Source organism: Streptomyces sp. NPDC030840 (assembly GCF_055572015.1).
Genome location: NZ_JBVIEE010000003.1, coordinates 453,025 through 464,703 on the forward strand (window position 1 = coordinate 453,025; position 11,679 = coordinate 464,703).

The following is an 11,679-nucleotide window of genomic DNA, read 5'->3' on the forward strand; positions in this document are numbered from 1 at the left end:
GTGTTCACGCCTCGGACGGCGACATGCCCCGGGGACGCGTGAGGGTGTGGGCGGCGAGGGCCGTGCACAAGGTCTGGAGTCCGCGGACGCGGACCGGCGAGTGGCCGGTCAGCGCCTCGATGCGGCCCAGCCGGTAGTCGATGGTGCTGCGGTGGATGATGAGGTCGGCCGCGGCCCGGGCGCGGTTGCCGTCGGCTGCGATCAGCGCCTCCAGGGTGCGCAGCAACTCCGGCCGTGCCACGACGGGTTCGATGAGCGCCACCAGGCGACGGGACACCTCGGGGTTTCCCGCAATGGCCAACTCCACTGCCACGTCGTCCAGTTGGTGCACGCCCGGCCGCCGCCCGAGCGCACACGCGACCCGCAGGACGTCCTCGGCCTCCCGTACGCCGCCCGCCAGTTCCTCGTACGGCCGCCAGGTCACCGAGATCCACACCGAGCCGCCGAACTCGGCACGCAGCCGGTGGGCCAGCCGCAGGGCGTGCTGCCGGTCCCCGGCGGGCGCCAGGACGTGCCCGTGGCCGCCGCTCAGCCGCACCAGGGTCCCGGCCCCGCAGAACCGCCCGATCACCCTGGTCAGGGCGTGATCGGTGAAGCCCATCGCCTGCACGCCCAGCACGGCCCAGGCCTGCGTCGGAGCCACGGGTCCGGTGGGCGTGGCCAGAGCGACGAACCCCGGGAGCAGGGGGCGCACGGGCGCCGACCGATCGGATGGGGCCGACCGGGCCGGTTCCGACGGGCGGAGAAGAGGCTGTGTGGCCATGGGCGTCGTCCTTGGACCAGGGGGCAGCGCCGCCGCCCGGCGCGGCCATCATGTACAGACAACAGGACGAGAGTCACAGGAACATCCGAGCCACATCAAAGCTTCATCAGAGCGGTCACAGGGCGGGCACGGCACGGTGCGGAGCGGGTCCGGGCGAGATACGGAGCGCGTGCGGACGGGATACGGGGTGAGGACGGAGGCCCCGGCCGTCGTCGTCACTCAAGATCACTCCAAACCCTCTGATCACACACCCCTCAGAGTTCTTCGGACAATCGCCGCACGGCCTTCCCCGGCCGCCGACCCGGCCCCAAGGATGCTTGTGGGCACCTCCCCGAGACCGTTCCCGCGCGGCAGGACAACTCCCCCTTGGTCCCGCCGCCCCGCTGGATCCCTCGTGGCGGAGTCCGGCAACGGGAACGGAACGCAGGTGTCCGGGCGCAGGCCGTACCAACGGGCCCGGACACCTCCGTCCTCGGCGGCCCCGCGACGGGCCGCTGACCCGCGCCCAGGCCGCCGATGAGTGGAATCCACCCGCGAACCTGGTCCAGGCGCTGAACGCGGGATTTGAGCTGCCGTTGGTGGACTGCGCGGTCCCGGCCCGACCATGCTGCAGCTCACGGCCGTGACGGGGCCGCGCCGAGTGGCTGAACGGGACGGTGGTGGGGCATGGAGCGGTCCACGAAGGGGGCGCCGACGCCGGAGAGGGCGCGCTACCGGCTGACCCCCGTACAGCGGGTGCTCCCGGCCCTGCCCCTCGCCGTCATGGGTGTGGCCGGCCAGATCCTCTTCCGGTTCCGGCTGGACGGGCCCCCGCCCCCCGGATTCGTCCTCACCACGAGCATGTGGATCGCCATGCCGTTGGTCGGCCTGCTCCTGTCCAGGCACTTCGGCGTCACCCTCACCCCGTCGGCGGCCGTCGTCCACAACCTGCGCCGGCGGACCATCCCGTGGCCGAACGTGCAGGCCGTCCTGGTCGAGCCGACCATGGGCACGCGGACGGTCGTCCTCTACGAGGCAGGAGGGCGCCGTACCGCCCTGCGCGCGCCCATCACCGGGTTGCTCGCCTGGGACAGCGGGTTCGAGGAGAAGTACCACACCGTCGTGAGGTGGTGGCTCGACCACCGCGGCCCCGACTGGACGCCCGTACCACCACCGTGGGCGGCCTGGTACAGCCCGCCGGCACCCGCCAACCCCTTCGCACCTCCCGCACAGACACCCTGAGGCAGGCGGAGAAAAGGCGTCGCCCTCTCCCGCGGGCGGAACTACCTTGGCGTGCATGAGCAGCCTGGAGAAGATTCTCGACGTGCCCGTCCTGGTGTGCGCCCCGGAGGGCGAGAGCATCGGCGGTGAGAGCGACGCCCTGGACCTCATCGGCAACGCCTCGTACCAGGGCGCCCAGTGGGTCGTCGTACCCGCCGAGCGGTTCGACGAGGCGTTCTTCCGGCTGCGGACCCGTGTCGCGGGCGACATCATCCAGAAGTTCGTCCAGTACCGCATGGGGCTCGTGGTGCTCGGTGACATCTCCCGGTACACGGAGGCCAGTTCGGCACTGCGGGACTTCGTCCATGAGTGCAACGGAGGCCGGCAGACGTGGTTCCTGACCGACATCGGGGAACTGCGGGAGAGGCTGGGGCGGTCCTGAGCGCCGGCGCCGCGGGGTTGCCCCCCGGTGGTCTTTGGCGGAACGGCGGGAATCCCCGCGGTGACATGTTCGCCCCAGGCAACTGAAGTGGCCCGCAGGACGCATCCCCGGCTTCCGGCGTGCTGTCTACGCGGGTGATCGAAGACAACGACCGGTCGGCGGACAACGCCCGGTCGCACGATCACTTCCCTGACCGCGATGGACCACCACCAGTTCCCGAAGGGGCACTTCTGCATGCGTAAGCACGGAATCATCGCCGCCACCGCCACGCTCGCCCTCGCCTTAGGAGGGGCCGTGTTCTCGGCCTCCGCCGCCCAGGCGGACACGGCGGCCGGGACGGGACCGGCCACCCTCCTCTACGAAGACGGCGCGCTCTGGTACAAGGCCGCCGCCGGACAGTCGAACCGGCTGAAGGTCTCCGTGGACATCGTCGACCTCGATCCCTCCCAGTTCGGGGACGACTTCCTCATCACCTTCCGTGACAAGTTCGACATGACCTTCGACGCGACCGCGGGCTCGCCGGCCGACTGCTCGTACCCCTCGGCGACCGACCGCACCGTCGTCCAGTGCACGGTCCCCACCCCGCTGGGCTCCGACGACTCGACCAACTACGAGGTCGACCTCGGCAACGGCGACGACACGGCGACGCTCGACGACCCTCAGGCGACCGCCGCGGTCCACGGCGGCTCGGGCGACGACGTCCTCAAGGGCGACGGACAGACGTTCTACGCGGGCGGCGACGGCGACGACCGCATCGACGGCGGCAATGGCATGGGCGCCAACGGCGGCAACGGCGACGACACCATCACCGGCGCCTGCGCCTACGTGTGCCACGGGGACGCCGGGAACGACACCCTCACCGGAACCGGCGAAATGAACGCCATGTACGGCGACGACGGCAACGACATCGTGCGCGCCGGGTCCGACAACGACGAGGTCTACGGCGGCAAGGGCAACGACACGCTGTACGGCGAGGACGGCAACGACACCATGTACGGCAACAGCGGCGACGACGTGCTGTACGGCGGCCGGGGCACCGACACGCTCTCCGGCGGTCCGGGCACCAACAGGGTGTACCAGGACTGAGATCCGGGCGGTCCGTCACCCGTGAGGGAGCGCGGCAGGGAGCGCGGCAGAGAGAGCGGCCTCCCTCACGGGTGACCCGCGCCGGCGTCCAGCGCGGCGCGGAGCCAGTCGTGGGCGGCGCCGAGAGTGGGGGCGTGCGGGGCGGCCAGTTCGCCGGCGAGCCGCCAGTAGTGGTCCATCACGGGGTGGGCCGAACGGTCGAGCCGACGGCTCAGCCGGCGGCGGAAGCCGGGTGTGTCCCGGGCGCCGTGCGCGTGGGCGTAGGCGGAGACGAAGCAGTCGAGTGCCTCGCCCTCGTGCGGCGCCCGCCCGGTGCGCAGGGCCGGCGCGGCCAGCTCGTACGCCTCGCCGAGACCGTCGTACAGCACCGTCGGACGGTACTCCGGGTCCTGCTCCGGAGGCGGGGGCCGCCAGTCGTGGCCCGGAGGGCAGGGGCTCGTGACCAGGGCGTGCAGCCGCGCGAAGGCCAGCACCTGGTCCGGGGTGGGGTCCTTGGGCGGCTGCGGTACGGCGGCGTCGAGGATCCAGGTGACCTGCCGGGCCGGAAGCCGTACGGGCAGCACACGCCGCCAGAAGCGGGCCGGCGCGGCCGTGTCGGGCGGGAGGGCGCCGTCGAGGAGGGCGCCGACCAGCCGCAGCCGGTCGGCGCGCTCCTCGGCGGTGCCCTCCCCCAGCAGGTGCAGCGCGGCCTGGCGCCAGCGCAGCGCGGCCAGTTGGGAGTCGAGCTGCTTCAGCTGCCCGGCGAGGACGTCCCCCCACGTGTCCTCCCGGTTGTCGGCGAGGACGCGGTCGATGTCGCCCACCGGCAGGTCGAGGGCCCGCAGCGAGCGGATCAGGCGGAGCCGGTCGAGCGCCTCGGGGCCGTACCGGCGGTGGCCCCCGGTACTGCGGGCGGCCTCGGGCAGCAGGCCGCGGTCGGAGTAGAAACGGACGGTCTTCACGGTGACGCCCGCCCGCTCGGCGAGCTCCCCGATGCTCAACATGCCGTCTGGCGCCACAGCTTGAACCTCCCTCAGGGGGAGTTCCTACCGTACCGGCGAGCGCGGGCGGCCGGAGGGGGCCGCCGCGGGCCGCGCGGACCGAACGGGCCGGCGGGGCGAGGAGGCGAACCATGACGGCGTTCGTACTGGTGTCGGGCTGCTTCACCGGCGGCTGGATCTGGCAGGAGGTGGCCGACGGGCTGCGGAAGGCGGGTGCCGAGGTGCACCCGGTGACCCTCACGGGGATGGGGGACCGCCGTGACGAGGCGGCGCCGGGCACCGACCTGGAGACGCACATCGAGGACGTGGTGCGGGTGCTCGACGGCGTGGACGCCGCCGAGGCGGTGGTCGTCGGCCACGAGTACGGCATCCACCCGGTGCTGGGCGCCGCCGACCGCCGCCCGGAGCGGATCACCCGGATCGTGTACCTGGACGCGGGCCTGCCCCAGGACGGCGACACGGCCCAGCTGTTGGTGCCGGACGAGGAGGTCCGCGCGCTGCTCCGCGACGGCCGGGCCGGTCACCACGGGCCCCGGGGGGACGACCGCCTGCTGATTCCCGCGCCGGCGTCCGCCGACGGCTGGCAGCGCTGGGGCAGCACCTCCGGTCTGACCGACGAGGCACTGGCCCGGCTGACCCGCCTCGCCGCACCGCAGCCGGCCTGCACGCTCACCCGTCCGCTCAGGCTCTCGGGCGCGGTCACCGCACTGCCGACCACGGGCGTCCTGTGCACCGCCAACGGACTGAACATCGCCCTGATCGAGGACCTGGTCGCGGGCGGGATGCCCCAGTTCCAGCCCCTCGCCAGGCCCGAGGTGGGCTTCTTCGAACTCGCCACCGGGCACTGGCCGATGCTCTCCTGCCCCGAGGAGCTGACCGAGGTGCTGCTCAGGGCGGCCGAGGGGGAGGGACACCGTGTCACCGCGGCCGACAGGACGCCCTCGTACCTCCGGCCCTTCGTACTGGACGTACCGGAACTCCCCCGCGAACGCACGGGACGGACGGACCTCTACCTGCCCGGCGAGCCCGCCGAAGGCCCCCGTCCGGCGGTGGTGTTCGTGCACGGCGGTCCGGTCCCCGCCGACCTGCGCCCCACACCGCGCGACTGGCCCGGCTTCGTCGGTTACGGCCGGTACGCCGCGAGCCTTGGCGTGATCGGCGTGACCGTGGACCACCGGCTGCACGGCCTCGACGACCAGGAGCGCGCCGCCCGGGACATCACCGAGGCGATCGAATCGCTCAGGGCCGACCCGCGCGTCGACCCCGACCGCATCGCGCTGTGGTGCTTCTCCGGCGCCGGGCTGCTGGCCGCCCACTGGCTCGCGGCGCCCCCGCCCTGGCTGCGGTGCGCGGCCCTGACGTACCCGGTTCTCGCCCCGCTGCCCGGCTGGGGAGCCATCGATCCCCGCTTCCGCCCGGCCGACGCGGTGAGCGGCGCGGGACGGCTGCCGGTCGTGCTGACCCGGGTGGGCCTGGAGAACCCCGAGATCGCCGCCACGGTCGAGGAGTTCCTGGCCGCCGCCAAGGAGTGCGAGGTGCGCGTCGAGGTGATCGACGTACCGGCCGCCCACCACGGCTTCGAGACGATCGACCACACCGAGCAGTCGCGCCGCGCCGTGGAACACGCCGTGCGGTCGGTGCTCGGCCACCTGCGCGGCTGACCCGCGCGGCCGGGCGTCAGCCGAGGTACGGACGCTCCCGGTGCTCGAGGAAGTGCGCCAGGCGCAGGCGCTGGGTCGGGTGCATGGGGAGGGCGGCCAGGTCCGCGGGGGCACGAAGCGCAGGTCCGTGGACTCGTCGGAGAGGGCGAGCCGGCCGCCGGTGACGCGGGCCGTGAAGCAGATGTTGAACTGGCGCCGTACCTCGCCGTCCGTGTACGCGATGATGTGCCGCGGGTCCGTGTACGTGCCGACGTGGCCCGTGATCTCCACGTCCAGGCCGGTCTCCTCCCTGACCTCGCGTACGGCTGCCCGGGGCAGGGACTCGGTGAGGTCCATGCCTCCGCCGGGCAGGGCCCACAGGTCGTTGTCCCGGCGGCGCTGGAGCAGGATGCGGCCCTGTTCGTCCGTGACCACGGCCGAGGCCGCGACGACCATGCTGTTGGGGCGGGGGGCGTTCGGGTCGTCGTAGTACTCGGTCCTCGCCACGGGCGCCCCTTCCTGTCGGGGACAGGGTAGGCAACTGTCCAGGAACGGTAGGCCGGATCCCCAGGGGGCCCGCGCGGGGTGCGCGGACCCTGGTCCCTGCCGCTTCCGCCGTGGCCGGAGCCCGCTGGGCCGGTCCGCGGGCGGCGCCCTCCGCTCAGGGTGCCGCCCGCGGCCGGGGCTGTCGGAGCCGTCGCGCGGCTATCGCTCGCCGTGGGCCAGTTCGATGTCGTGGTCGTCCACGCCCGAGCCGGAGACCGTGGTGTCAGCGGAGGCGGACGCGGACGCGGTCTCGGCCGGGTGGGCCGCGTGCTCCGACTCCCCGGCCGCGCGCCGGCGCGGAATGAACAGCGCGATGGTGAAGGCGAGGAGCGCGGCACCGGCGCCGACCGCGAGGACCACCTTGAAGCCGTTCTCGGACGGCAGGGCCGTGGTGCCGAAGGTGGTGGTCATCTGGGCGAGGATCACACCGGCGATGGCGCTGGCGGTCGACGTTCCGATGGACCGCATCAGGGTGTTGAGGCTGTTGGCGGCGGCCGTCTCGGACGGGGGCACGGCGCCCATGATGAGCGCGGGCATCGACCCGTAGGTGAAGCCGATACCGGCGCCGATGACGCAGGAGACCAGGATGAAGTGCCAGAGCTCCGACATCAGGACGATGTTCAGGCCGTAGCCGGCGGCCACGATCAGGGCGCCGATCATCAGCGTCACCTTCGGGCCCTTGGCCTTGGACACGGCGGCGGAGACCGGGGCGAGGGCCATCATCACCAAGCCGGACGGCGCCATGACCAGACCGGCCACGAGCATCGACCTGCCCAGACCATAGCCGGTCGCCTCAGGCAACTGAAGGAGCTGAGGAAGCACCAGGGACATCGCGAACATCGCGAACCCGACGGCGATCGAGGCGAGGTTGGTGAAGAGGACCTGGCGGCGGGCGGTGGTGCGCAGGTCCACCAGCGGCTGCGAGGTGCGCAGTTCGAACAAGCCCCACAGCAGCAGGACGAGGGCCGAGGCACCGAACAGGCCGAGGGTGGTGCCGGACGTCCAGCCCCAGTCGGCGCCCTTGGAGATGCCCAGCAGCAGGCAGACCAGTCCGGCCGCCATGCCGATGGCGCCGACCAGGTCGAAGCGCCCACCGGTGCGGACCCTGGACTCCGGCACGAAGCTCGGAACGAGGACGAGCGCGACGGCGCCGAGGCCGGCCGAGGTCCAGAACAGCACGTGCCAGTCGAAGTTGTCGGCGATGAGCGCGGCGGCGGGCAGGCCGAGGGCGCCGCCGATGCCGAGCGAGGCGCTCATCAGGGCGGTGGCGGAACCGAGCCGCTCGGCGGGCAGTTCGTCGCGCATGATGCTGATGCCGAGCGGGATGACGCCGGACGCCAGACCCTGCAGTACCCGGCCGACGATCATCGGGGTCAGCGAGTCGCTCAGCGCCGCCGTGACCGAACCGGCCACCAGCGTCACCAGGCTGACCAGGAGCATGCGGCGCTTGCCGTACATGTCGCCCAGCCGCCCCATGACCGGGGTGGCGACGGCGGCGGCGAGCAGGGTGGCGGTGACGGCCCATGCGGTGTCGGAGGCCGGGGCGTCCAGCAGCCCGGGCAGCTCGGGGACGATCGGGATCACGAGGGTCTGCATCAGCGAGACCACGATGCCGCCGAAGGCCAGCACCGCCACGACGAGGTTGGCCCGTGGTGCCGGGGCCCCCGCGTCGGGGGCGGGGCGGGCGAGGGCATGGGGCATGGTCGGGCCTCCGTTGGGGCGGGTCGGGGTGTGCGTGACTCGCCCAACGTAAGTCAATTGATTGACTTAAGCAAGCGCACTTCCAAGGCCAGTATCGGCTTCACCTACGGGGGAGGGGGAGGGCGGGGAAGCCGGTCCCGCCGCGCCCGTCGGCGTGGGCGGCGGCGGGACCGGGGGCCGCTACCCCACCGGCACCGGCGTCACCGCCGCGGCCAGGGGATACGCGCCCGTCTTCAGCGCCGTCCCCACCTTCCCCGTCGCCGTCGTGACCGGTACGAGCGCGCCGGCGTCGGCGGTCGTGACGTACGCCGTCGTGCCGTTCCAGTCCAGGGCGACGTCGAACGCGGACCGGCCGACGGTGACCGGGGTGCCCGGGGCGCCCGTGACCGTGTCGACCGGCGTGATCGTGTCGCCCGTGCTCGCGCTGACCCACAGCGTGCGGCCGTCGGGGGCGAGTGTGAGGCCGTACGCCTGACCGGTGACCAGGAAGGTCGGGCGGGTGTCGTTCGTGGCGGTGTCGATGGGGGTGACCGTGGAGCCGCCGGAGTTCGACACGTAGACCGTCCGTCCGTCGGGGGAGGCCACCACGTTGAACGGGTTCGGGCCGACCGGGATGGCCTTGCCCGCCGTGGCGGAGGAGCCGGAGGACCCGGAGAGGTCCAGCGGAGTCACCGTGCTGTCGTGGATGTTGGCCACGTACAGGGTGGAGCCGTCCGGGGTGATCGCCATGTTCTCCGGGCCGTCACCGACCGGGACCTTCGCGCCCGCCGTGCCCGTCGTGAGGTCGACCGGCTGCACCGCGTCGTCGGAGTAGTCCGCGACCCAGAGGGTCTTCCCGTCGGGGGTGAGAGCGAGACCGGCCGGTACGTCACCGACGCCCACCGTCTTCGTCACCGCGCCCGAGGCGACGTCGATGACGCTCACCGTGTCGGAGCCCTGGTTGGCAGCGTACGCGGTCCGGCCGTCCGCGCTCAGGACGACCTCGCCGGGGTTCCTGCCGACCGCGATCTCCGTCGACGTACCGGAGCCGAGGTCCACCGAACTGACCGACGCCCCACTGAAGTTGGCCGTCAGCACACGGTCGCTGCCCTTGCCGTCCGTGACCCGGACCGGGAGGGCCCGGCTGACCAGCCCGTCACCCGTCACGACGACGGACCGGACTCCGTCGCTCGCCCCGTCGGCGGCCGTGAGGCTCACCGTCGCCGTGGCCTTGCCGCCCGCCGGGACGGTGACGCTGCCCGAGGACGGGGAGACGGCCAGCCCGTCGGGGACGTCGAGGGCCCAGTGCACCGTCCTCTCCGCCGTGGAGCGGTTGTCCGCCACCGTGAGCGTGACCTCGCCGCTCTCCCCCGGAGCCAGCGACAGCGACGACGGCTCGAACGAGGCGTCCGGACCGGGGTCGGGCGCGGCCCGCAGCGTGGCGTCGAACAGGAAGCGGTCCATGACGCCGGGCGCGATCTGCTGCGGCACGGCGTCCAGCTCCTTCCTCTGCTGCTGGAGTCGGGCGTAGTACGTCGACACGGCCGCGTCGTCGCCGTCCGCCTGGGCGAGCATCAGCTGCACCGCCGTGCCGCCCGCCTCGCCGTACGCGCCGAGCTTGTCCAGCCACGCCTTCGTCTCCTCCAGGAACCCCGGGTTGCCGAGGCGGGCGCGGAGGTCGGCGGGGGCGGCGGCCATGGAGGCGAAGTAGGCGGAGAGCTCGCGCCCCGCCGCCTTGAGCCCCGGCCCGTCACCGCCCTCGTACGCCGTGGTGAAGGCCTTGATGAGCGGGGTGAGGGTGGGGGACTCGGTGGAGTCGAGGAGCGAGGAGTAGCTGTTCTCGGCGAAGACGCGCAGGGGTGCCGCCGCCGGGGGGCCGCCGAGATCGGCCACCGATGCGAGGAATGCGGCTCTCGGGTCGTAGGCCTCCGGGTTCCAGGCGTAGTCGGCCGACGTGAACAGGGCGAGCTTGCTGGCCTCGGCCTGGACCATCGGGTTGGCGGTGATGCCGGTGACCTCGGCCGGTACGCCCGGCTCGCGGCCCGTGTAGGGGCCGAGGAGGAGGCGGCTGGTGGTGTAGTCGTTGACCGGGTAGTTGTCCCAGATCAGGATCGGGTGCCCGAACACCTGCCGGGCCTGGCGGGCCTGTTGGGCGCTGATCGTGGGGGCGATGACCCCGACCCCGGTCCACTCCACGACCACCGAGGGGTCGAGCTTCTCGCGCAGGGCCGTCTTGTACGGGGAGTCGGCGAGGTCGGAGTACTCGGTCGGCACCATCTCCAGCGGCTGGACGTCGTCGTGGGCGTCGACGAAGTCCTTGACGACGGAGTTCAGCAGCGAGGCCTGCGCCGCGCCCGCCGCGCCGCCCCCGGTGCCGTACTCCTTCTCGTCCTCGGGACAGTTCCAGGTGGTGTAGCTGATGTCGTCCAGCGGGACGGCGAAGGAGCGCACGCCGATCGCGTACAGCGACGCGAACTTGGTGACCAGGGCCTTGCGGTCGCTCGCCGAGGAGTAGCAGACCGACAGGCCGGGCGAGAGGGCGTAGGTGAACCGGACGTGGTTCTCGGCGGCGCGGTCCACGAGCTGCTTCAGTCGGGCGAGCTGGTCGGCGGGGTACTCGTCGCGCCAGTTCGCGCGCAGGTACGGGTCGTCCTTGGGCGAGTAGACGTACACGTTCTGCTTGGTACGGCCGTAGAAGTCGAGCTGCGAGAGCCGGTCCCGCTGGCTCCAGGGGGCGCCGTAGAAGCCCTCGATGACGCCGCGCAGAGGGGTCGTGGGCCAGTCCCTGACCGTGGTGGCGGGGACGGACCGGCGGTCGCCGACCAGCTGACGGAGGGTCTGGGCGGCGTAGTACGTGCCGGTGGTGTCGACGCCGGACAGGGCGACCTTGCCCCGGCCGGAGGCGAGGGCGTAGCCGCCGGAGGGGAGCCCGGCGGGCGACTTGGCCCCGAGGCGGGAGAGGACCTTGGCGGTCGCCGGGTTCTCGGCCGGGCCGCCGACGTAGACGGTGAGGGCGGCGGGGGGTACGGGGTCCCCCGCCGTGACGGTGGTGATGGTGCGGGCACCGGCGTCCCGCAGCACCTTCTCGACGAGTCGGCGCGCGGGCGGGTCGGTGTCGCGGCCGACGACCTCGACGACGCGCCGGGGAACGGACTGGGAACCGTGGCCCGGCCGCACCTGCTGCGGGGTCGGCCACACGTGGGGGGCAGGGGCCGTGGCGTCGCGGTCCGCCGCCACGGCGGGGGCCGGGGTGAGGCCCGGCGCACAGAGAGCCAGGGCGGCCAGGAGGCCGACCACTGCCGGCCTCAGGGCCGGTCTCCGGTTCAATGTTTTATCCATCAA

Annotated in this window: 8 protein-coding genes and 1 pseudogene; 4 read left to right on the forward strand and 5 right to left on the reverse strand. The window is 72.9% G+C overall.

Going from position 1 to position 11,679, the window contains the following annotated elements; genetic code table 11:
• Positions 1-4: 4 nt before the first annotated feature.
• Positions 5-643, reverse strand: coding sequence for a PucR family transcriptional regulator (locus ACZ49J_RS09350; RefSeq protein ID WP_467446946.1), 639 nt, complete (start codon positions 641-643; stop codon positions 5-7).
• 786 nt (positions 644-1,429) lie between these two features.
• Here ACZ49J_RS09350 and ACZ49J_RS09355 point away from each other — a divergent pair.
• The 3 genes from ACZ49J_RS09355 to ACZ49J_RS09365 all read left to right on the forward strand — a co-directional run bounded on the left by ACZ49J_RS09355 (position 1,430) and on the right by ACZ49J_RS09365 (position 3,491).
• Positions 1,430-1,984, forward strand: coding sequence for a hypothetical protein (locus tag ACZ49J_RS09355; RefSeq protein ID WP_467446947.1), 555 nt, complete (start codon positions 1,430-1,432; stop codon positions 1,982-1,984).
• A gap of 55 nt (positions 1,985-2,039) precedes the next feature.
• On the forward strand, positions 2,040-2,405 hold the full coding sequence (locus ACZ49J_RS09360; protein WP_467446948.1) for a DUF4180 domain-containing protein: 366 nt from the start codon (positions 2,040-2,042) through the stop codon (positions 2,403-2,405).
• A 234-nt stretch (positions 2,406-2,639) separates the two neighbouring features.
• A complete protein-coding gene (locus ACZ49J_RS09365) occupies positions 2,640-3,491 on the forward strand; it encodes a calcium-binding protein (RefSeq protein ID WP_467446949.1) in 852 nt (283 codons plus the stop codon).
• Between the two features lie 65 nt (positions 3,492-3,556).
• Here ACZ49J_RS09365 and ACZ49J_RS09370 read toward each other — a convergent pair whose 3' ends face one another.
• On the reverse strand, positions 3,557-4,474 hold the full coding sequence (locus ACZ49J_RS09370) for a MerR family transcriptional regulator (RefSeq protein WP_467446950.1): 918 nt from the start codon (positions 4,472-4,474) through the stop codon (positions 3,557-3,559).
• A gap of 128 nt (positions 4,475-4,602) precedes the next feature.
• Here ACZ49J_RS09370 and ACZ49J_RS09375 point away from each other — a divergent pair, with 128 nt between their 5' ends.
• A complete protein-coding gene (locus ACZ49J_RS09375; RefSeq protein ID WP_467446952.1) occupies positions 4,603-6,132 on the forward strand; it encodes an alpha/beta hydrolase in 1,530 nt (509 codons plus the stop codon).
• Between the two features lie 16 nt (positions 6,133-6,148).
• Here the strand turns inward: ACZ49J_RS09375 and ACZ49J_RS09380 are convergent.
• The 3 genes and pseudogenes from ACZ49J_RS09380 to ACZ49J_RS09390 form a co-directional block, all read right to left on the reverse strand.
• Positions 6,149-6,618, reverse strand: a pseudogene (locus ACZ49J_RS09380) (NUDIX hydrolase).
• Between the two features lie 198 nt (positions 6,619-6,816).
• Positions 6,817-8,358: an MFS transporter gene (locus ACZ49J_RS09385; RefSeq protein WP_467446953.1), complete on the reverse strand. Its 1,542-nt coding sequence runs from the start codon at positions 8,356-8,358 to the stop codon at positions 6,817-6,819.
• A gap of 180 nt (positions 8,359-8,538) precedes the next feature.
• Positions 8,539-11,664, reverse strand: a complete 3,126-nt coding sequence (locus ACZ49J_RS09390) for a beta-N-acetylglucosaminidase domain-containing protein (protein ID WP_467446954.1) — start codon at positions 11,662-11,664, stop codon at positions 8,539-8,541.
• Positions 11,665-11,679: the final 15 nt, after the last annotated feature.

Coding starts and splice junctions, on each gene's coding strand:
- ACZ49J_RS09355 (WP_467446947.1), top strand. CDS start 1,430: ATGGAGCGGTCCACGAAGGGGGCGCCGACGCCGGAGAGGGCGCGCTAC.
- ACZ49J_RS09360 (WP_467446948.1), top strand. CDS start 2,040: ATGAGCAGCCTGGAGAAGATTCTCGACGTGCCCGTCCTGGTGTGCGCC.
- ACZ49J_RS09365 (WP_467446949.1), top strand. CDS start 2,640: ATGCGTAAGCACGGAATCATCGCCGCCACCGCCACGCTCGCCCTCGCC.
- ACZ49J_RS09370 (WP_467446950.1), bottom strand. CDS start 4,474: ATGTTGAGCATCGGGGAGCTCGCCGAGCGGGCGGGCGTCACCGTGAAG.
- ACZ49J_RS09375 (WP_467446952.1), top strand. CDS start 4,603: ATGACGGCGTTCGTACTGGTGTCGGGCTGCTTCACCGGCGGCTGGATC.
- ACZ49J_RS09385 (WP_467446953.1), bottom strand. CDS start 8,358: ATGCCCCATGCCCTCGCCCGCCCCGCCCCCGACGCGGGGGCCCCGGCA.